Below are 20,699 nucleotides of genomic sequence, written 5' to 3' on the forward strand. Positions count from 1 at the left end.
AGTTTGGCACGGCAATTGAATATACCATAACATCATTAATCATTTTAATATAAATATCATGAAAAAAATTACATTAGTTTTAGCTTTTATCGGGATGATAACACTAAGCAGTTGTACAGTAAATGAAGTTGTAGAAAGAGATATAGTAGATTATGACACTATAAGTGAAGTTTTTGAAGTAACTACATCTTTTAGCTCAAATAATAATTTTAGTAGATTGGTTACATTCAATCCACCTATATATAGTTCTGATATGGTATTAGTTTATAGATTAAGTGGGTACTCAAACGGTACTGATTATTGGAAGTTATTACCAGAAACATTTTATTTTAATGATGGTACATTAGATTATAAATTTAATTATAATTTCACTAGATACGATGTTGAATTATATATGGAAGGATTTGAATTGTGGAATTTATCAACTCAAATTACAAATAATCAGACTTTTAGAATAGTTGTTATTCCAGCTGCATTTACTAATAAGTCAGCGGTTGATTATTCAGATTATAATGCAACAATTGAAATGTTAGGTTATACAAATTCAGAAATTAAAAAGTTAGATTAAATATAAAAATAGTTTGTTAGTTTAGTTAGATTAGTTTGTTAAAGAGAGGTTGCTGGGAAGTGACCTCTTTTTTTATGTGTTTTTTTTATCTTTATATAAAGAATATGTTATTCCTACAAGCAATGATAAAGCTATAAACCCTAATGAAGCCCATTCTGGTAATTCAATATAATCGTGAGCTAACATTTTTACTCCAACAAAAGTTAAAATCGCAATTAAACTATATTCTAGATAACTAAACTTTTCTAACATATTTGCCAAAAAGAAATACATAGAACGTAAACCAAGAATCGCAAAAATATTAGAACTAAAAACTAAAAAACCATCAGAAGTAATAGCTAATATAGCTGGAACGCTATCCATTGCAAAAAGAACATCCATTAATTCAATTACAATAAGTGCTACAAATAAAGGAGTTGCAAATAAGATGTTTCTTTTTCTAACAAAAAAATGCTCCCCTTCCATATGCATTGTAATTGGCATCACTTTTCGCAAACTTTTAAAAACAAACGAGTTTTTTGGATTAAAAACTTCTTCATCATCATTTTTAAATAACATTTTTGCGGCTGTGAAAATTAAAAATGCTCCAAAAACATAAACCATCCAACTGAATTTATTAATAAGTAATACACCAAAATAAATCATCAACCCTCTAAACACTATTGCACCAAGAATTCCCCAAAATAAAACTCTATGTTGATATTTTTGAGGAATTTTAAACGATGAAAATATAACTGCAATTACAAAAATGTTGTCAACACTTAAAGAAAGTTCAATTAAATATCCTGTAATAAACTTCATGGAAGCTAAAGTAGGAGTAAGGTTGGAAGGATTTTCAATATAACCATTAGAGTAAATCCAATAAATCACACCTGAAAATAAAAATGACAAAGTAACCCATATAGCTGTCCATATCCCAGCTTCTTTAGAGCTGATAATATGAGGGTTTTTGTTAAATACACCTAAATCTAATGCTAAAAAAAATATAATTGCTGCAATAAAAATAACCCAAACTATCATAAAATTTTGTTTAATTCCACAAATATAATTTTTTAGATTTAAAAAAAATAATTCAAGGGAATTGTATTTTTTAAAATTTCAACCCCTAAAAAAATAGGGTGTGAATTATTTTTATTCATTTTTTTTATATATTTGCGTCAAAATAACAAGGTATATAATCAAATAATCAATAATTATGTCAACAATTCGTTTCAAGGCACTTGAAAAAGCTAATTCAAGAACTGTAGTTCACGTAGAAGAATTAGATAAAAAATCAGCCATTTTTGGTAGCAATGTTTTTAATGATAAAACAATGCGACAATTTTTAACTTCTGAAGCTTATAAAGCTGTAAAAAGTGCAGTGCAACACGGAACAAAAATTGACAGAAAGTTAGCAGATTATATTGCATTAGGAATGAAAGAATGGGCTCTTTCTAAAGGAGTAACACATTATACACACTGGTTTCAGCCTTTGACAGGTGGAACAGCTGAAAAACACGATGCTTTTTTTGAAACTTCTTTTGACGGAAGTGATCCAGTAGAAAAATTTGGAGGAGATCAATTAGTACAACAAGAACCAGATGCTTCTTCTTTTCCTAATGGTGGAATTAGAAACACATTTGAAGCAAGAGGTTACACAGCTTGGGATCCAACTTCTCCTGCTTTTATATATGGTACAACACTTTGTGTGCCTACTGTTTTTGTTTCATATACTGGAGAAGCTTTAGACAACAAAGCGCCATTGTTAAGAGCTTTAAGTGCAATTGATGAAGCAGCAACAGAAGTAGCCAAATATTTTGACAAAAATGTTAAGAAAGTAACTCCAACCTTAGGTTGGGAACAAGAATATTTCCTTGTAGATAGAGCTTTGGCAAATTCTCGTCCTGATATTATGGCAACTGGTAGAACTTTATTAGGTCATACTGCAGCTAAAGGCCAACAATTAGACGATCATTATTTTGGTTCTATTCCAACTCGTGTATTAAATTATATGAGAGATTTGGAAAACGAATGTATGTTATTGGGAATTCCAGTTAAAACTAGACATAATGAGGTTGCTCCAAGTCAATTTGAATTAGCTCCAATTTTTGAAGAAACTAATTTAGCAGTGGATCACAACTCATTATTAATGGATGTAATGCAAAAAGTAGCAGAACGTCATGAATATAAAGTATTATTCCACGAAAAACCATATAAAGGTGTAAATGGTTCTGGAAAACATAATAACTGGTCATTAGCAACGGATACAGGAATTAACTTATTAGCTCCTGGAAAAACCCCAATGAGTAATCTTCAATTTCTAACATTTTTTATTAATACAATTAAAGCGGTTCATGATAACGAGGAACTATTAAGAGCTGCAATTGCTTCGGCAAGTAATGATCACAGATTAGGAGCAAACGAAGCGCCACCAGCAATTATTTCAGTGTTTATTGGTGAACAATTGACTAAAGTTTTAGCTGAATTAGAAGGTGTAACTAAAGGAAAACTTTCTCCAGAAGAAAAAACCGATTTAAAATTAAATGTAGTTGGTAAAATTCCTGATGTATTGTTAGATAATACCGATAGAAATAGAACTTCACCATTTGCTTTTACAGGAAATAAATTTGAATTTAGAGCTGTTGGTTCTACTGCAAACTGTGCTACATCAATGACAACGTTGAATGCAATGGTTGCCAAACAATTAATGGATTTCAAAAAAGAAGTTGATGCATTAATTAAAAAGAAAGATTTAAAGAAAGACGAAGCTATATTTAATGTATTAAGAGAATATATTAAAGGAACTAAAAAAATTCTTTTTGAAGGTGATGGTTATAGTGATGCTTGGGAAAAAGAAGCCAAAAAACGTGGATTAAGTAATCATAAAACAACCCCTGAAGCCTTAAAAGCTAAAGTTTCTAAAAAAGCAATGGATTTGTTTGAAGGATTAAATATTATGAATCATGTTGAAGTGGAAGCTCGTTACGAAATTGAATTAGAAGAATATACTAAAAAAATTCAAATAGAAGGAAGAGTTTTAGGTGATATCGCTCGTAATCATGTTATTCCAACAGCAATTAAATATCAAAATACTTTAATTGAAAACGTTAAAGGTTTAAAAGAGATTTTTGGAAAAGACTACGAAAAAGTGGCAAAAGAGCAAATATCAATGATAAAAGAAATTTCTTCGCATATTGAAGGAATAAACACAAACATTGATAAAATGATTGATGAAAGAAAGAAAGCAAACAATTTAACTGATATGGAAAAAATGGCTGCTGCTTATTGTAATAAAGTTAAGCCATACTTCGAAATTATTAGAGAACACGCTGATAAATTAGAATTAATGGTAGACGATGAGATGTGGACATTAACTAAATACAGAGAATTATTATTTACTAAATAAAATTTTAAATTAGCGTTAAAGAAGGCTTGTTCTATCACAGAACAAGCCTTCTCTAGTTAAAACACTTAGAGATTATAAGTGAAAACACCCTAAATTAAGAATATTGTAACATTTTAACGATATTTTTACTTATTTCATCGAAAATAGCATTATTTATCATGAAATAAATTTGGTGGTTTAAAATATTGTATTACATTTGAACTCAATGAGCGAATAATATGCTTTATACCTACTAACTATTTTATAGTTTTTAAGCATATAATAATTATACTTCATGTATAATATGTAATTGTGTATCCCTGCAAGCACAAGATGTTTTTTTTATTTAAGAAAAATAATTTTTTTAAATTTTAAAAGTTTTTTCAGCCCCAAATATTGAAATTGTAACCAATTAAATATTTATATTATGAAAAACTTAATTTTAAGTGTAGCCTTTCTTGTGGCTACGGGAACTGCTTTTGCCCAAGGAAACGTAAGTAGTGTTTCTCAAGACGGTACTACAAATCAATCAGAAGTACTACAAGTTGGTATGACTAATAATTCTGTGGTGAATCAAATGGGTTCAGTTTCAGCTCTAAGTGGAGAATCTAATGACTCAGATGTTAACCAAAATGGTGTTTCTAATGATTCAGATGTTAAACAAGACGGTGATTTCAATGAAGCAGATGTTATTCAATTAGGAGATATGAATGACGCTACAATTGATCAAGGAGTTGGAAATGCAGAAATGAATGAAGCTATTACTACACAAACTGGTGATGGAAACACTTCTATGCAAAAACAACGTTTTGATAACAATTATGCTTCAACAACTCAAACTGGTAATGGTAATGATGCTATTCAAGACCAAAGCTCAGGACCAAACGGTTCACCAGGAAACACAGCTTACATCACTCAATTAGGAGATGATAATATGGCTGACCAAAAACAAGTTGGAAATTCAAATTATGGTAACATTGATCAAGTAGGTACGCTTCATTACGCTATTCAACGTCAAACAGGAGATAGTAATGTTGCTTATTCAACTCAAGGTGATACTAGTAACTGGTCAAGTCAAATGCAAAATGGTGATAACAATTATGCAAGAGTTTATCAAAATGATTTTAGTTCAGGAGGTTTTAATGAAGCAGAACAAATTCAAATTGGTGATGGAAATGTTGCTGTTGGAGACCAAGGTTTAGGAACTGTAACATCTAACAATGACATATGGCAAAGACAAGTTGGAAATGGAAATGATGCTTACGCAATCCAACGTGGAGATAGTAACAACTCTAGACAAAGACAAATTGGTAATGATAACATTTCAGATCACGACCAAAATGGTGATGATAACTTTGCAAGATCACATCAAAATGGAGATTTAAATATTTCTAATATTGATCAATTAGGTAACTTAAATGTAGCTACAACTCTTCAAACAGGACAATCTCATTTAAGCAATGTAAACCAAATTGGTAATGGAAATAATTCAAACGTTACACAATCTAACTAAACTTTAGTATATGATGAGATAGTTTTCTACATAGTGAGCTATCTCATCTATATTTTTAATAAGCCAAATTATGATCTTAAAAAAATACATATTATTTTTTGCAATCATTTTCACTCAAATGAGTTTTTCTCAAGAAAAAGAAAATAATGAAGACTTTAAACAATATAGTTCTTCACTTTTTAATTCTGAACAAAACTCGTTGTTTGTTGTGTCTAATATGGCAGATAAGTTAAACACTGTTCAATTCAACCAAAATAGTATTAACATTCAACAAATAGGTGATTATAATGTGATTGATGCAAATGTTAATTCCGAAAATTCAAAGCTGTTTATAACACAAGAAGGAATTAATAATTCAGTAGGATTAATAAAAAACACACCTGAATTAGTTCAAAGTATTTCTCAAACAGGAAATAATAATACAATTAGTGATTTAACATATTACACCAACTATAAAGTGAATATGGAAATGACTCAGAATGGAAGTAATCAAAACATTCAAAACATAGGTACCAATTCATTGTCAAAGGATATGAAAATTTCCCAAACAGGAAATGGTGCATCAATTATAATAATTAATCAATAAAATGAAAAAAACAACTACATATTTAACCCTTTTTGCATTTTTATTTTTATTTAATTTTAGTAGCAAGGCTCAAAATTTAAATACAGATATTAAGGCAAAAATCGTTCTTGAAGATGTAGAAGGAAATATTAAAATTACTGGTACAGCAGAGAATTTAACTAATGTGCTGCAAAGTTTGACCTACAAATTATCAGTAATAAAAAAGAATTTAAAATCAGAAAATCGTTCTTCAAATGCACAAGAAGGTGTTTTTACATTAGACGCTAGTGAAAACAAAAACCTTTCAACCACACAAATAAATAAAAGCAGTGAAGACGAAATAATAGTGTTACTGTTATTTTATGATGAAAATAATCAAATTGTTAGTCAAGATAGAGTCGTAATTAGTGATCAAAAAAAAAAGGATAAAGTAATCATTTTAGATGATGGAATTGAATTAGCAGGAATAGTTACTGATGAAACTAAGACAAAAATTGGAAAAGATTTTTATGATATTTTTTATTATTTATATAGAGATTACAATCTAAATGCAAAGCAAATTGTTAAAGTTAATGAAGAATTAAGTTTTGGAAGAAATACCAAAATTGTAATTATGATTGAAAATGACGTTGTGTATGAATTTTTAGCTCGACCAGATGAAGAATTTTTAGAAGCAATGGCCAAAAACGCACTATATGAAACCTATCAGTTTCTAAAAAAAATAGAAAACGAAAAGAAATATATTACTCAATATTAAATAAAAGCCTAAAATCATGAAGTTTTCAATCCTACTATTAACTATTTTTTTTTCATTTTCCATGAATGCTCAAGATTTGGTCTATAAACCAAAAAATCCAGCATTTGGTGGAGATACTTTTAATTACCAATGGCTGTTAAGCTCAGCCGAATCTCAAAATAAATTAAAGGATACTGGGATTGAAACAGATAAAGAAACAGAATTAGAAAAATTTATAAATAATTTAAATTCTCAACTTTTAAGTCAAGTTTCAAGGTCATTATTTGCTGAACAATTTGGCAATGACGGCATCTCAGAAGGAACATATACTTTTGGAAGCTTATCTATAGATGTTTATCCGTCAGAAGGTGGATTAACAATAAGTATTTTAGATACTACTACTGGTGAACAAACTCAGGTTATAATCCCAAATCCATAAATTTATATATGAGAAAATTTTACTATTTTTTTTTCGCCATCTACTTTTTATATGGTTGTAGCGCTTATTTTAATCAACCTTTAGGAATTGAAAGAGCTATTATTGGTGAAAGCACACCTGCAACTTCTTTATTGAAAAATTTACCTAAACCTAAAGAACCTGTTGTAATAGGAATCTATAAGTTTAGAGATCAAACAGGTCAATATAAAGCTTCAGAAGTGGGAAGCACTTTTAGCACCGCTGTAACCCAAGGAGCAACTTCTATATTAATAAAAGCCTTAGAAGATTCAAAATGGTTTGTACCAATTGAACGTGAAAATATTGGTAATCTTCTACAAGAACGAAATCTTATTCGTTCAACTCGACAAGAATATACAAAAAACACTAATGAACCTCAAATAACACCTTTACTTTATGCTGGAGTTCTATTGGAAGGTGGAATAGTTTCCTACGATTCAAATATTATAACAGGTGGTTTTGGTGCAAGATATTTTGGTGCTGGTGGTTCTACAAAATACAGACAAGACAGAGTTACAATCTATTTAAGAATGATTTCTACCTCAAATGGAAAAATTCTAAAAACAGTTTATGTGTCCAAAACCCTTTTTTCACAAGCAATTGATCAAAGTTTTTTTAGATATGTAAAATTCAAAAGATTATTAGAAGTTGAAACAGGGTATACTACAAACGAGCCTGTTCACATGGCAGTTACTGAAGCAATAGAAAAGGCAGTAGAATCTTTAATTTTAGAAGGTATAAAAGATAAAATTTGGGTAGCTGATGCTCCTCAAGCTGAAATAGACAAATTAATTAAAAATTATGAAATATCTGAATCTATGGCAGATTCAACAGCTATCTATAATAGAAAATTAGTCAAAAGAAGATCAGATTTTGCTTTAGATTTTTCTGGTGGTGTAACTAGAATTCAGGGTGACTATGTTAATCCACTCTTGAGACCTTTTTTTAAAGGAGGTTTAAGATATTTTTTCAATGAAAGCATCAATTTATCTTTATCAGGATCATGGAATAAATTTGATACCAAAAATAGAAAAAGCTATGAATACTTAACTTTTGACGCCAATACTGAAATTATATTTTTGCCAAAAGATATACTAACACCCTATGTGTTTGGTGGTGTAGGTTTTGGTACTAATAAGTCTAGTGATAACACACATTTTAAATTTCAATATGGACTTGGTTTAGAGTATTTGGTGACTGATAATATTGGGTTTAGACTTTTTGGCGAACATAATCTAACATTCAGTGATGAGGTTGATTACTTAACCTCAGGAAAAAGAGATGATTATTATTATCGATTTGGTGCTGGATTAACGTATTATTTCAAATAGCATTTAATTTAAAGAATTATGAAAAATAGTTATATAAAATTGGGCTTATTTCTTTTACTACTACTTGTTTCTTGTAGTGAAGAAGGCATTGAAGAAATTCAGTTTGGTACTGTTTCTGGTAGAGTAGTCGAGTCAGGTAGTTTTGAACCAATTCCAAATGTAAAAGTATTTTCAAGTCCAAACTCAAGTATCGTTTTTACTGATGATGATGGAAATTTTAGCATGATTGATGTGCCTGTTGGAGATTATTCGTACCAAGCAAAAAAAGAAGGGTATATCACTAAGTTTGAAGCGGCAACAATTACCGATGGAGCCAACACAGAGCTAGTATTTGAATTGGAATTATCTACAAGTGAAAATAGACCACCAACAACACCCGTTCTAGTTTCTCCAACAGATAATGCTACAAATCAAAGTATTCAAGTCAATTTAACTTGGACAGCAACAGATCCTGATGATGATGATTTAACTTATCAGGTTATTTTGAAGAATGATGCTAATTCTACTGAAGTAACTTATTCAGATATTACCGATACTTCTTTTCAACTGACTAATTTGGTATATGGTGTAAAATATTTTTGGCAAGTTACAGTTTCAGACGGAATTAATGATTTAGTTTATAGTTCTATAAAATCATTTACAACCATTAATTTTCCAACTACACGGTTTTTATATGTGAAGAAAATTGGACAAAACAACGTAATTTTCACTAGTGATGATAATGGCAACGAAATTCAATTAACAGATTCTGGAACCAATAGTTGGAGACCAAGAAAAAATAATCAATCTAATAAAATTGCATTTATTCGTTCAAACGGAGCTCAAAATCATATTTATATTATGAATCCAGATGGTACAAATGTATTTAAGGTTACCAACTCAGTTCCAATTGCTGGTTTTAATTCAGATTATGTTAATTTTTCATGGAATGCCAATGGAAGCCAAATCATCTATCCTAACTTTGATAAGTTGTATAGAATTAGTAGTAACGGTAGTGGATTGACTCAGATTTATCAAACTACTGGAGGAAAATTAATTTCTGAATGTGATTGGAGTTTTGACGGCACAAAAATTGCCTTGAAAACAAATAATTTAAGCGGTTATATGGCAGAAATCTTTGTAATTAGTGCTAACGGAACATTTTTAACACAAGTCATTACACCAGTCTCAGGAGCAGTTGGTGGTTTGAATTTTTCAGTTTCTGGGCAGAGATTAATTTTTACCAGAGACATTTCAGGTTATGAAAGCTTTAATTACAGACAATTAGACACTCGAATATTCCAACACGTTTTTTCAACAGGAACAACTTCTGAAATTTCAACCCAAAAACCTCCAGGAACAGTCGATTTGGATGTAAGATTTTCTCCAAATGAAGCTGAAGTAATTTTTGTAAACACTTCCAATGATTTTTTGAGTACTCGCTACATTCAAAAATATGAAATAGGAACAGTAGATTCTAGAGAAACGCTTTTTACTGGTGCAACGATGCCTGATTGGGAATAAATTTCTAAACAGTAGCATACTAAAAAAGAAAAATTTAGCGTTTTATAATAAAATTTTATGCGATTATTTTTTCTTTTTTTCATAAGTATTTGTTTCAGTCAAAATAAACAGCGTTTTTATTTTGACTTTAATGAAAGCAGTTTTAATGCAACTCAGGAAAATGATTTTCAAAATTGGTTAACAGCTAATGCAAATATCGAAATTATTAAAATAGAAGGATATTGTGATTACGTTGGAACTACTGACTATAATGTACAACTTGCCCAAAAGCGAATTGATTTTGTTTTAAATAAATTAAAAACAAAAAATATAGTTTCAAAAACAATTATTCAAAAGCCTTTTGGTGAAGATTTTGAACAAGATACTATTCAAGATTTGAATAGGAGAGTTGATCTTTACTACATCGAAAAAGAAGAATCTTTAGAAAATTTCATGGATAAGAATATCTTAGGAAAAACTATTGTATTAAAGAACTTAAATTTCTACAACAATTCCGGTACATTCTTACCTGAATCTAAACCAGTTTTAGAAGAATTATTGGCTATATTAAATAAATATCCTAAACTTAAAATCGAAATTCAAGGTCATATTTGTTGTCAATCTGTAGAACAAGCTAATAAAATTGAAGATATTGCCAAAGTTAGAGCTCTAGCAGTTTATGTGTATTTAACCAATAACGGAATTCATGAAGAAAGACTAAGTTATAAAAGTTTTAAAAGCACTAAACCCTTATTTCCCATTCCTGAAAAAAATGAAGAACAACGAATGGCAAATCGAAGAGTTGAAATCATGATTTTAGAAAATTAATTATGGCACGCTTTTTTATGTAATATAATTATCGTTACTTAGTTTTTTAAATCTTAAATCATTAAAATGAAGCCTTTTTTATCTTTTATTATTCTTTTTTTAACTTTAAACACTTTTGCTCAAGAACAATTTGTCGTTTATTTTAATAGCGATAAATTTGAATTGACAAAAACAGAAAATAAGAAATTAGAAGAATGGACGAAATTTCATACCAAAGATAAAATTGTTGCTATAAACGGATACACCGATGAAGACGGAAGTAGTGGTTATAATGATACTTTGGCTAAGAAAAGAGTGAATCATGTATTTGAGATAATCAAAGGTAAAGTGCCTTTTAGAGAAGATTTTAAAAGTAGAAGTTACGGTGAAAACTTTAATCAATCTAAAAACAAAGCAGAAAATAGAAAGGTTACAATCTATTATATTAAAGAAAAAGATTTGGCACGAGAAAACGAAATTTTAGGAATAAAAGAAGAAGTAGAAATTATTGTTGATTCGACATTTGTACTAGATGAAGTTATTTCAGATGATGCTCCCTTAGATGAACGAATTGCAAAAACTAGAGAAGGCAAAACATTGATTCTAAAAGATATCAATTTTTACCACAACACATTTGGAGTTATGAATGAATCTCGACCTATTTTATATGATTTGGCTTTCATTATGCAAAACAATCCAAAATTGGTAATTCAAGTGCAAGGACATGTTTGTTGTAATGCTGATGTGACTGATTCTCGTTCAATTATGTTATCAAGAGAACGAGCAAAAGCTATTAAATTGTTTTTAGTTTCTAGAGGAGTTTCAGCAGCAAGAGTTAGTTTTCAAGGATTTGGAAGTTCTATGCCTTTGTATCCAATTCCTGAACAAAACGAAGAGGAGCGTGTTGCCAATAGAAGAGTGGAAATTTTGATTGTCAAAAAGTAATTGATAATTTAATTTGAATGTTTCAACTTCTTTTTAAACCACATAGATTACATAGTTTTAGTTTTAGTTTGAGTCTAAAGTCGCTTTGCTTTTCATAGTTTTCATATTAGTATTATTAATTTGTAAATTGCGGTTAAATTTTACTGATTTCCCTAATTTCTTCAATCTGTGTTCCGAGAATGTAAAACTTTAAAAATCCAAAAATCTTTTCCTATCTTTGCCACACAACACACAAACTACAAAAATGAGTTCTGATACAAGTCAACGCTACAATCTTCGTGGAGTTTCTGCTGCCAAAGAAGATGTTCACAATGCCATTAAAAATATAGATAAAGGGCTTTTTCCTAAAGCTTTTTGTAAAATTATACCTGATTATTTAACGAACGATGATGCGTATTGCATCATAATGCATGCAGATGGAGCAGGTACAAAGTCTTCATTAGCTTATATGTATTGGAAAGAAACTGGTGATGTTTCCGTATGGAAAGGTATTGCTCAAGATGCTTTGATTATGAATATTGACGACTTATTATGTGTTGGTGCTGTAGATAATATTCTACTTTCTTCCACAATTGGTCGTAATAAGAACTTAATTCCAGCTGAGGTTTTATCTGCTATTATTAATGGAACAGAAGAATTATTGAATGAGTTAAAATCATTTGGTATTACGATTCGTTCTACGGGTGGTGAGACTGCTGATGTTGGAGATTTAGTTAGAACTATTATTGTTGATTCTACAGTTACGGCTCGAATGAAACGTTCTGATGTAATTGACAATGCTAATATAAAACCAGGAAATGTAATCGTTGGATTATCAAGTTCTGGTCAAGCTACTTATGAGAAAAGTTATAATGGTGGAATGGGAAGCAATGGTTTAACTTCTGCTCGTCATGATGTGTTTCATAAGTATTTGGCTGAGAAATATCCTGAGAGTTTTGATGCTTCTGTGCCTAATGAATTGGTTTATTCTGGTCAAGTTAAATTGACGGATGCAGTTGAAAATTCTCCTATTGATGCTGGTCAGTTAGTGCTTTCACCAACGAGAACTTATGCTCCTATAATTAAAAATATTTTAGACAAATATACTCCTAAAGAAATTTGTGGAATGGTGCATTGTAGTGGTGGAGCACAAACTAAAGTGTTGCATTTTGTTGATAATGTACATGTGATTAAAGATAACTTATTCCCAATTCCTCCTTTATTTAAATTGATACAAGAACAATCTAAAACGGATTGGAAAGAAATGTACCAAGTGTTTAATTGTGGACACCGAATGGAACTTTATGTAGATGAATCTATTGCAAATGACATCATCGAAATCTCAAAATCATTTGGGGTTGAGGCGCAGATTGTCGGTAGAGTAGAAGAGAGTCCTACAAAGAAGCTCACAATTAAAAGTGAATACGGAACATTCGAATATTAATATAGAAAACAAACTCAAAATAGAGTTGGTTTTTTCTTATCTGTATTCTGGATTTTCGAATTCCCAGCGTTTTCCGTTGTCCCAGTCTTCTCTTGAGTTTCCGTATTTTGGGTAACCTCCTTGACTTTTAAGCATGTGTGCTAAGTGTAATAGATTATACGTCATGAAGGTGGTGTTTCTGTTGGTGAAGTCTGAGTCTGTTCCTAGTGGTGGACTGATTTTTTTGCCTTGCCATTCGGTGTCACCGTAACTTGGTCCAGGTCCTACTTCTCCTATCCAACCTGCATCGGCTTGGGGTGGAATGGAATAGCCTACGTGTTGCAATGCATATAAAATTCCCATGGCACAATGTTTTACTCCGTCTTCGTTTCCTGTGATTATGCAACCTGCAGCTTTTCCGTAGAAGATGTATTGTCCTTTTTCGTTTGTTTTTCCACTCATGGCATATAATCTTTCGATTAGCTTTTGGCATTCTGATGATTTTTCTCCTAACCATATGGGTGTTCCTACAATTAGAATGTCTGCGTCCATGACTTTTTTGAAAAGGGTTGGCCATTCGTCTTCGTCCCAACCGTATTCGGTCATGTCTGGGTAGATTCCTGTAGCTATTTTGTGGTCTATAAATCGGATTTCTTCTATGCTGACTTTTTCCTTTTTCATGATCTCTTTGGACACATCCATTAAGGTATCAGTGTGACTTTTATCTGGAGATTTTTTTAGGGTGCAGTTGATGTATATGGTTTTTAATAAGCTGAAGTCTGGTTGGCTCATGATAGTTGTGTTTTAAATTAAATTATGTTTTTTTTTATTGAAAAGCAATTGGAGCTGCTAAACAACTGTTGGGAATGTTGAATGCATTTACTAAAGATACCGCATCTGGTCTTATTTCCCAACATAATTGATTGACCATTTTTCTAATGGCTTTTGTTTTTACGGATTCCATGTAGCCTTCTTCTAAGAACCAAGCTTTGTTTTTTTCTATTTGATGCAAAGCATATAAATGTGCTAGTTTAGTTAAGGCTGTTTTGACTGCTTCCTCTTCGACTGTTTCAACGGCTTGTTGGAATTGTTCTAATGTTACTCGTTCTAGGTAGGCTTGTGCTACATCTATCATTTGGTGTTGCACTACGTTGAAGGCATCATAAGGTTCCATGCCTTTGTCTATTAGTTTTTTGATTCGGTTTGCGGCTGAAGCTACTATGCTTTTTTCTCTGTATTGAAAAGCTTGTAAGTGGAATTCAGCATCTAGTAAATGTTCTTCGTTGGTGTTTCTTGTGGCTATTGGATTTTTTTCTGATATGGCTGTTTTGGCATTTTCGAAGACGTAATTTAGTATGCCTAACGAACTCATTTCTCCAAATGATTTTCTGAATTCTGACAATCTGTTTTTGGCTACTAGTTGCATTAGGACTGTGTTGTCTCCTTCGAAAGTGGTGTATATTTCGGTGTCGTTTTTTAGCGCATCTATTCGGTTTTCTGATAGGTAGCCTTTTCCTCCACAGGCTTCTCGGCATTCTTGTAATACTGTTGTGGTGTTCCATGTTGCGTAGGACTTCATACCTGCTGCTAAGGCTTCTATTTCTTGCATTTCTTCTTCGGTTCTGTTGATGAAACGGTTGGTTAGGTATTGCAATGCGAAATGTATAGCATAGGTTTTGGCTAAATGTGGTAATAATCTTCTTTGGTGTATTCTGTAATTTAAAATTGGTATTTCTGAACCACCTTCTGGACCGAATTGTCTTCTTTGGTCTGCGTATTTTATGGCTATGGTTAGTCCTGATTTTGCGGCTGCTAGTGCTGAACGGGGAATTCCTATTCGACCACCGACTAGAGTTCCTAACATGGTGAAGAATCTTCTGTTGTCGCTGGCAATGGGACTTTCGAATTCTCCTTGTTCGTTTACGGATGCGAAACGGTCTAGCATGTTTTCTTTTGGAATTACTACTTCGTGGAAGCTTATGGTTCCGTTGTCGACACCGTTTAATCCCATTTTTAGGCCGCAATCTCCTATGGTTATTCCTTTTAAGGTGTTTCCTTTTTCGTCTCTTATTGGAACTATGAAAGCATTTACTCCGTAGTCGTGGTCGTCTATGATTAGTTTGGCAAAAACGGTTGCCATTTGTCCATGAACGGCTGCATTGCCTATGTATTCTTTTTGTGCGTTTTTGTTTGGGGTTTGTATGGTAAAGGTTTTGTCTGTGTGGTTGTAAGTAGCTGTAGTTTCGAGACCTTTTACGTTGGAACCGTGATGGGTTTCTGTCATTGCGAAACAGCCTGGTAATTTTAAGGAACCTACATCCTTTAAATACTTTTCGTGATGCTTGGCTTTTCCTAGTGAATGAATGCTCATTCCCCAAAGACCGAATTGTACTCCGAACTTAATGACTAAACTTAAATCGTGATAGCTTAGGGTTTCCATGATTGCGAAGTAATCGGCTATGTTGCCACCACCACCGTATTGTTTAGGATAGGCCATGTTTCCTAAATCCTCATGGGCTAAAACTTTACACCATTCGTAAACTGTTTCTCTATAAATGTGAATGTCTGTTGTGGTTTCATAGGCAAACTCTGGTCTTGAAATTATAGTCTTTACTTTGTTGATTATGGGTGCTTGTGCTCCGTCTAAAAAGGTGGTTAGTTTTTGGACATCAAAATTGGTATTGGATTGGCTTTTGGAGGTGAAGGTGTCTTCGTTTGTTTTGAAATTACTGGTGAATTCTTCTCCTAAGATTCCTAAATCGATTTCTATTTTCTTGAAAGGGGTTGCTAATGCTTTTATGTGTTCGTTGTTGTGGGATAAAGCGAGTGCGATATCATATAATGATTGACTTTTGGGATGCTGTTTTACGATTTCTTTTATTTCTTGGTACCAACTGTCTAAAGTTTTTCTTGAGGGTGGGTTTGATATATCGATTTTGTGTAGCAGTTCTTCTTGTTCGTTTTGTGAAAGCCAAGTTTGTGTGGTTATGAATTTGTTTACGATTTCAAATTCTTTTTGGGTAAGCAAATCATCTGACCATACTAAATAGAATAGGGGTGTGAAAGCTATTAGTTTGTTGTTGTCTGGTGTCATGTTTTTGTTTGTTTCAGGTGTTTTTTTTATTGTTGGTTGTCTGTTTTTTTGTGTTGGTTGTCTAAATTTAAGGAATTGCGTTTGGTTTCTTTTGGTGTTTAAGATTTTTTTAGGTTTTGAGGAAAGTTGATTAGGAATTGGGAATTACGAATTACGAATGGGTGGGATGTTTGTTTAAATGTGGGGTGTCTAAATCTAAATGTACTTGTACTATTTCTAAGTGTTGGAGGTCTAATTCTAAATGTACTTGCAATATTTCTAAATGTGGGAGGTCTAAATCTAAATAAACTTGTGATATTTCTAAATGTGGGAGTTCTAATTCTAAATTTACTTGTAATATTTCTAAATGCGGGAGGTCTAAATCTAAATTAACTTGTTACATTTCTATATGTGGGAGCTATAATTCTACTTGTTGGTGTTTTATTTCTATTTGTGGGAGGATTATTTCTTTTTGGAGATGAAAAAAGACCTACGGCAGCTGCAATAAGTCTTTTTGATGTAGTGAGTGCGAAAGGTTTTTGGGTCTTAGTCTTTTTTGATTGTGAATTTTAGACCGCTTATTTGGGCATATTCTGGGCTGGTTGCTCCGAAAACTGATTTTACATATTTTTTTACTTCTTGTGCCGTTTCTACTAGATTGTTTGTTTTTGTGTAAAGGGTTTTGTTTCTGTCTATTCTTGCGTTGCTGACGTTAGCGTAAGCGGTTGTGACGGCTGTATTTTTTGCATTTAAATCATCAATTTTTAATTCTAATGCACCCACTTGTAAATCGGTTTCGTTTGGTGTGTAGCTTGGTTCTGCTTTTAGTACTGCTTTTAAACCCGCTAGGTGTTGTATTAATTGATCGTAGGACTGTTGGCTTGACGAAATGGTTTTAGGAGCAGGAGCGTTTGGGTCTGCTGGAGTTTCGATTTTAGAAGCTCTTTTGCCTTGTAGTTTTCTATTGAAGCCTTTTGCATCATCTATGGTTTCTTTTGATGCTTCTGTTGTTTGCAATGCATTTATTAAACGTGTGCCTAATGTTTTGACATTGCTAAAAGCGGCAAAGCGTTCGTTGACACTGTTGTTGTAATTTGTGTTTTGTGCAATTACTTCTGTCAGTTTGTTGTCTCCTTCTTCTTTTAATGCGACAAGTTGTGGCAGTTTAAGACTGTTTTTTGATGGATTGTAGTTTGCTCCATAGCCTGTGACAAACTGAATTAAATCTTGAAAGTTTGCAACATTTTTTGCATGCCCGACTTCTGATGTTGATGCCATAAATAACTGGTTTTAAGGTTAATAATAGATTGAAGTTATTAAATCTTTTTTAATTATTTATGATTTTTTATGACAATTTTACTACAAAAATGTAAATTTCTTACAATATCTTTATTTGTAAGGGTTTTCGAGGGTTTGGGGCTTTGGTGTGAGGGTGGAATGTTGGGATTTTTGACTTTTTTTACTGGTTGTTAGGTGGTTGAGGGTTTGGAATTTGAAGATAAGAAGCATGTTTAGGCTTTAGCATTTAATTTTTGTTGCACTGAATTTTTTAAATTGTTTCTTTCTACTGATACCTTGTTAGATTTTTTTTCTGAAAGCTGAATGAGTTGCATTAAACGGTTGAAAATTTCTTTGTTAGTTTTGAATTTATCTATTAATTCTGTTTTCTTTTTTGATGTGACTGCTCTGTAAATTAGTAACGCAATTTTATCTAAGGTGATGCTATCTATTTTTTCTAAAGTGAGTGCAATGGTTTCGTATTCGTTTTCTGTAATTTCTAGAAATGTTATATTGTAGTTGGTTTTCAGTTTGCTGTCTAATAGTGTTAGCTCTTCTGCATTGGTTTTCTTTTTGGCATCGAAAAGGTTTTCTAAGAATTCTTGGAAGTTTTCGATTATGTAGGCAAGGGCTATTTTTGGTAGGTGTCTTTGCATTTATTTGTTAACGTGTTTATGTATGAAAAGTTGCGGTTTTGTGTGCGAGGATGTTCCGCAGGAAAATCAGACGTAACAAAATTGCAACTGACTTTGTTTAATCACTAATTTAGCAATTTTTATACACGTTGTAGGCTGTAGTGCTTTTTTCAGATTATTGATTCCCATTCTTTTTGAATTTTATTCAGTTTGATTAGAAATGGGATTAATAATGCTAATTCTAACCTAATCGTTACATTAAATCCATCTTGAATAAAAGGTAAAACAACCATAGAAATTATGCAAAGAGCAATTCCGATTATTGCATCTATTTTTCCAATTTTTATTCCGAAATCTTTTTCAAACCACAAAGCAAATGCTGTAATTCCTTTCAGAAGTCCAACTGAAATAACAATCAGTCCATTTAAAGAAAAAGGTTCATTCGTTTCAAATCCGTAGAATGCAAGAGCAGGTTTAATATTTGTAAAACCGAGAATTAAACAAACAAGAGACAAAAGTCCGAACAACATAAATATCCAACAGAAAATTTTAATCCACCAAGGAAGAAGTTTTCTTCTTCTCTTTTTTATATTTTCAAATTCTTCAAATGAGTTTTCAGTCAGAGTATTTTCTTCCATATTAAAATTTCGATTTAGTTTCGTTGTATTGCAGCCAACGGTCTCGGCTATGAGTAGTTGCGTGGTTTAATACTTAACTTTGCAAGTACACACCAAGTTGGAAATTCCGCAGGAATTTCCAAAGTAGGCGAGAACAAGCAATTACTTATAGCCATTGTTTTGTGTAGTTTTTATTCTTTTCTATATTCTAAAATATCTCCTGGTTGACACTCTAAAGCCTCACAGATTGCCTCAAGTGTTGTAAATCGTATCGCTTTTGCTTTACCTGTTTTTAATATCGATAGATTTGCTGGTGTAATTCCGAGAATTTCAACCAATTCTTTCGATTGCATTTTTCTTTTTGCAAGCATTACATCTAAATTAACTATAATAGCCATAATTAAATAGTTAATTCGTTTTCCTCTTTTAGAGTTATCCCTTCTTTAAAAATGTCTGCTAAAAAGAACATAAGATAACCTAAAATCAAAAAGACGATTAATTCGGTAGAAAATAAGTCAATAACCCTACTAGAACCTAGCGTCCAAACTAATAAAGCAATATCAATAATCAATGTTCCAAAAGCAAAAGCAAGAAATGATTTACCTGCTTTTTTAAAAGCTGAACCAACTTCGTTTTGAAAAATATTTTTTTCTGCGAACAACTTTGTCGTTTTATTCAATTGGTAAAGACCTAAAAATATAAATCCAAATACAACAATGTAACAAACTGCAAAAATTAAATAAGCTGTTATTGACATTTCATTATCAATACTTGTCAAGTTTACTTTAGAGAAAAAAGGCTCTTCAGGTAATTTCCATTTTCTTAATAATTGAAAGGTCCATTGTAGATAATCAATTAATTGAATTCCTGCGAACACAATTCCTCCAACGTAAATTGTGTTAAAGGCTTTAATACCCTTGTCTGTGTTTTTTGTTTGATTTTTCATTTTAAATTAATTTTATTATTGCAAATCTATAAAATATTATCGTAAAACAATAATAAAGTATTAAAAAAAAATAATATAATTTATATTTAATTGATTTTCAATTGTTTAGTGTTTGGTCAAATTACACACAACGGTCTCGGCTATGAGTAGTTGCGTGGGTTAGCGATTAACTTTGCAAGTACACACCAAACTGAAAATCCGCGAGGATTTTCAGAAATAGGCAAGAACCAGCAATTACTTATAGCCATTGTTGTAGCACGTTATTTTTTATTTTTATATAGTTCAAGAGCTTTTAAAAATTTCTTTCCACCAGCCTCCGTTTGGTCATCGATAAATCCGTTCAATTCAGGATGATTTTCCGAAATCCAGTTTAAGAGTTCGCTTCTATTTTTTCCCCAAGTCTCTTCGTCAAAATTTAGGTACTCCGTTTCTATGGTAATGATTTTGTCGTTTTCAAATTTCAGAATCTCATTTGTCAAAAAAGGCTTTTGCATAAAGAACAGAATTCTATTATCAGTTTTTGAAACTTTTGCTTTGACAATTCCGTTTTCCGAACTCATTTCGATTACTTTATAAGTTGGTTCAAAAACAGAATCCCATTTTAACCAATTCCCTACATAATCATTTTTAGAATATCTCACTTCATAGTCATATTTGGGTATCGTGGTTATCAGACTGTCGGTTAATAAATCTTTCATTTTAGAACTATTAGATTCGTCAAGTGCCACGAAATATTTTTCAGCAATTTTCAGTTCGTCAAATTCCTTTTCAGAATTTTTACAGGATATAATTGCGATAGTCAATAGTAGTAATAGTACTGTAGTTTTATTCATTCGTTCTTGGTTTGGTCTAATGTGCTACAACGGTTTGCGTATATGACTTGTGGCGGTTTTCGAAGTGCTTTCTTGTCGGCTTGCACCAAACTTACTTAAAAGCAAAAAACTTGAATTTACCACTTTCCCCGCCATAAGTTATATACG

20 protein-coding genes are annotated in these 20,699 nt (G+C 31.7%); 11 read left to right on the forward strand and 9 right to left on the reverse strand.

All coding sequences use genetic code 11. From position 1 onward, the window contains the following. Positions 1-58: 58 nt before the first annotated feature. Positions 59-568, forward strand: coding sequence for a hypothetical protein (locus tag AABJ49_RS00800; protein ID WP_338375226.1), 510 nt, complete (start codon positions 59-61; stop codon positions 566-568). A gap of 72 nt (positions 569-640) precedes the next feature. Here AABJ49_RS00800 and AABJ49_RS00805 read toward each other — a convergent pair whose 3' ends face one another. Next, the gene (locus AABJ49_RS00805; protein ID WP_338375229.1) at positions 641-1,588 is read right to left on the reverse strand and encodes a TerC family protein; all 948 of its coding nucleotides are present in this window, start codon (positions 1,586-1,588) and stop codon (positions 641-643) included. A gap of 175 nt (positions 1,589-1,763) precedes the next feature. On the opposite strand from AABJ49_RS00805, the gene AABJ49_RS00810 reads away from it, so the two are divergent. The 10 genes from AABJ49_RS00810 to AABJ49_RS00855 all read left to right on the forward strand — a co-directional run bounded on the left by AABJ49_RS00810 (position 1,764) and on the right by AABJ49_RS00855 (position 13,191). Continuing rightward, positions 1,764-3,953 (forward strand): glutamine synthetase III, encoded by a 2,190-nt coding sequence (locus AABJ49_RS00810; protein WP_338375232.1) that lies wholly within the window; start codon positions 1,764-1,766, stop codon positions 3,951-3,953. Between the two features lie 406 nt (positions 3,954-4,359). Further along, complete coding sequence (locus AABJ49_RS00815; protein WP_338375234.1) at positions 4,360-5,445, forward strand: hypothetical protein; 1,086 nt, start codon at positions 4,360-4,362, stop codon at positions 5,443-5,445. 70 nt (positions 5,446-5,515) lie between these two features. Next, positions 5,516-6,031, forward strand: a complete 516-nt coding sequence (locus AABJ49_RS00820) for a hypothetical protein (protein ID WP_338375236.1) — start codon at positions 5,516-5,518, stop codon at positions 6,029-6,031. A gap of 1 nt (position 6,032) precedes the next feature. Beyond that, a complete protein-coding gene (locus AABJ49_RS00825) occupies positions 6,033-6,767 on the forward strand; it encodes a CsgE family curli-type amyloid fiber assembly protein (protein ID WP_338375238.1) in 735 nt (244 codons plus the stop codon). 16 nt (positions 6,768-6,783) lie between these two features. Further along, positions 6,784-7,185, forward strand: a complete 402-nt coding sequence (locus AABJ49_RS00830) for a curli production assembly/transport component CsgF (protein WP_338375241.1) — start codon at positions 6,784-6,786, stop codon at positions 7,183-7,185. An 8-nt stretch (positions 7,186-7,193) separates the two neighbouring features. Continuing rightward, positions 7,194-8,534, forward strand: a complete 1,341-nt coding sequence (locus AABJ49_RS00835) for a CsgG/HfaB family protein (protein WP_338375244.1) — start codon at positions 7,194-7,196, stop codon at positions 8,532-8,534. An 18-nt stretch (positions 8,535-8,552) separates the two neighbouring features. After that, on the forward strand, positions 8,553-10,037 hold the full coding sequence (locus AABJ49_RS00840; RefSeq protein ID WP_338375248.1) for a carboxypeptidase regulatory-like domain-containing protein: 1,485 nt from the start codon (positions 8,553-8,555) through the stop codon (positions 10,035-10,037). A 57-nt stretch (positions 10,038-10,094) separates the two neighbouring features. Next, positions 10,095-10,844 (forward strand): OmpA family protein, encoded by a 750-nt coding sequence (locus tag AABJ49_RS00845; protein ID WP_338375250.1) that lies wholly within the window; start codon positions 10,095-10,097, stop codon positions 10,842-10,844. A 66-nt stretch (positions 10,845-10,910) separates the two neighbouring features. Next, positions 10,911-11,768 carry an OmpA family protein gene (locus AABJ49_RS00850; RefSeq protein WP_338375251.1) on the forward strand — a complete coding sequence of 286 codons (858 nt, stop codon included), beginning with the start codon at positions 10,911-10,913 and terminating at the stop codon, positions 11,766-11,768. A gap of 244 nt (positions 11,769-12,012) precedes the next feature. Continuing rightward, positions 12,013-13,191: an AIR synthase related protein gene (locus AABJ49_RS00855; RefSeq protein ID WP_338375252.1), complete on the forward strand. Its 1,179-nt coding sequence runs from the start codon at positions 12,013-12,015 to the stop codon at positions 13,189-13,191. 36 nt (positions 13,192-13,227) lie between these two features. On the opposite strand, the gene AABJ49_RS00860 is transcribed toward AABJ49_RS00855, so the two are convergent. From AABJ49_RS00860 to AABJ49_RS00895, 8 genes are all read right to left on the reverse strand, one after another. After that, positions 13,228-13,962, reverse strand: coding sequence for an NAD(P)H-dependent oxidoreductase (locus tag AABJ49_RS00860; RefSeq protein ID WP_338375254.1), 735 nt, complete (start codon positions 13,960-13,962; stop codon positions 13,228-13,230). Between the two features lie 34 nt (positions 13,963-13,996). Then, the gene (locus tag AABJ49_RS00865; protein ID WP_338375256.1) at positions 13,997-16,264 is read right to left on the reverse strand and encodes an acyl-CoA dehydrogenase; all 2,268 of its coding nucleotides are present in this window, start codon (positions 16,262-16,264) and stop codon (positions 13,997-13,999) included. Between the two features lie 525 nt (positions 16,265-16,789). Next, positions 16,790-17,521, reverse strand: coding sequence for a hypothetical protein (locus AABJ49_RS00870; protein WP_338375257.1), 732 nt, complete (start codon positions 17,519-17,521; stop codon positions 16,790-16,792). A 233-nt stretch (positions 17,522-17,754) separates the two neighbouring features. Beyond that, positions 17,755-18,177: a hypothetical protein gene (locus tag AABJ49_RS00875; protein ID WP_338375259.1), complete on the reverse strand. Its 423-nt coding sequence runs from the start codon at positions 18,175-18,177 to the stop codon at positions 17,755-17,757. 149 nt (positions 18,178-18,326) lie between these two features. Next, the gene (locus AABJ49_RS00880) at positions 18,327-18,794 is read right to left on the reverse strand and encodes a hypothetical protein (protein WP_338375261.1); all 468 of its coding nucleotides are present in this window, start codon (positions 18,792-18,794) and stop codon (positions 18,327-18,329) included. Between the two features lie 170 nt (positions 18,795-18,964). Next, on the reverse strand, positions 18,965-19,171 hold the full coding sequence (locus AABJ49_RS00885; RefSeq protein ID WP_338375263.1) for a helix-turn-helix transcriptional regulator: 207 nt from the start codon (positions 19,169-19,171) through the stop codon (positions 18,965-18,967). A gap of 2 nt (positions 19,172-19,173) precedes the next feature. Next, positions 19,174-19,719, reverse strand: coding sequence for a DUF2975 domain-containing protein (locus tag AABJ49_RS00890; RefSeq protein ID WP_338375268.1), 546 nt, complete (start codon positions 19,717-19,719; stop codon positions 19,174-19,176). A 260-nt stretch (positions 19,720-19,979) separates the two neighbouring features. Next, a complete protein-coding gene (locus AABJ49_RS00895; RefSeq protein ID WP_338375270.1) occupies positions 19,980-20,552 on the reverse strand; it encodes a hypothetical protein in 573 nt (190 codons plus the stop codon). Positions 20,553-20,699 lie beyond the last annotated feature (147 nt).

Source organism: uncultured Flavobacterium sp. (assembly GCF_963922255.1).
Classification (GTDB): domain Bacteria; phylum Bacteroidota; class Bacteroidia; order Flavobacteriales; family Flavobacteriaceae; genus Flavobacterium.

Coding starts and splice junctions, on each gene's coding strand:
- AABJ49_RS00825 (WP_338375238.1), top strand. CDS start 6,033: ATGAAAAAAACAACTACATATTTAACCCTTTTTGCATTTTTATTTTTA.
- AABJ49_RS00835 (WP_338375244.1), top strand. CDS start 7,194: ATGAGAAAATTTTACTATTTTTTTTTCGCCATCTACTTTTTATATGGT.
- AABJ49_RS00875 (WP_338375259.1), bottom strand. CDS start 18,177: ATGCAAAGACACCTACCAAAAATAGCCCTTGCCTACATAATCGAAAAC.
- AABJ49_RS00855 (WP_338375252.1), top strand. CDS start 12,013: ATGAGTTCTGATACAAGTCAACGCTACAATCTTCGTGGAGTTTCTGCT.
- AABJ49_RS00865 (WP_338375256.1), bottom strand. CDS start 16,264: ATGACACCAGACAACAACAAACTAATAGCTTTCACACCCCTATTCTAT.
- AABJ49_RS00800 (WP_338375226.1), top strand. CDS start 59: ATGAAAAAAATTACATTAGTTTTAGCTTTTATCGGGATGATAACACTA.
- AABJ49_RS00880 (WP_338375261.1), bottom strand. CDS start 18,794: ATGGAAGAAAATACTCTGACTGAAAACTCATTTGAAGAATTTGAAAAT.
- AABJ49_RS00890 (WP_338375268.1), bottom strand. CDS start 19,719: ATGAAAAATCAAACAAAAAACACAGACAAGGGTATTAAAGCCTTTAAC.
- AABJ49_RS00895 (WP_338375270.1), bottom strand. CDS start 20,552: ATGAATAAAACTACAGTACTATTACTACTATTGACTATCGCAATTATA.
- AABJ49_RS00805 (WP_338375229.1), bottom strand. CDS start 1,588: ATGATAGTTTGGGTTATTTTTATTGCAGCAATTATATTTTTTTTAGCA.
- AABJ49_RS00840 (WP_338375248.1), top strand. CDS start 8,553: ATGAAAAATAGTTATATAAAATTGGGCTTATTTCTTTTACTACTACTT.
- AABJ49_RS00810 (WP_338375232.1), top strand. CDS start 1,764: ATGTCAACAATTCGTTTCAAGGCACTTGAAAAAGCTAATTCAAGAACT.
- AABJ49_RS00815 (WP_338375234.1), top strand. CDS start 4,360: ATGAAAAACTTAATTTTAAGTGTAGCCTTTCTTGTGGCTACGGGAACT.
- AABJ49_RS00870 (WP_338375257.1), bottom strand. CDS start 17,521: ATGGCATCAACATCAGAAGTCGGGCATGCAAAAAATGTTGCAAACTTT.
- AABJ49_RS00820 (WP_338375236.1), top strand. CDS start 5,516: ATGATCTTAAAAAAATACATATTATTTTTTGCAATCATTTTCACTCAA.
- AABJ49_RS00830 (WP_338375241.1), top strand. CDS start 6,784: ATGAAGTTTTCAATCCTACTATTAACTATTTTTTTTTCATTTTCCATG.
- AABJ49_RS00860 (WP_338375254.1), bottom strand. CDS start 13,962: ATGAGCCAACCAGACTTCAGCTTATTAAAAACCATATACATCAACTGC.
- AABJ49_RS00885 (WP_338375263.1), bottom strand. CDS start 19,171: ATGGCTATTATAGTTAATTTAGATGTAATGCTTGCAAAAAGAAAAATG.
- AABJ49_RS00845 (WP_338375250.1), top strand. CDS start 10,095: ATGCGATTATTTTTTCTTTTTTTCATAAGTATTTGTTTCAGTCAAAAT.
- AABJ49_RS00850 (WP_338375251.1), top strand. CDS start 10,911: ATGAAGCCTTTTTTATCTTTTATTATTCTTTTTTTAACTTTAAACACT.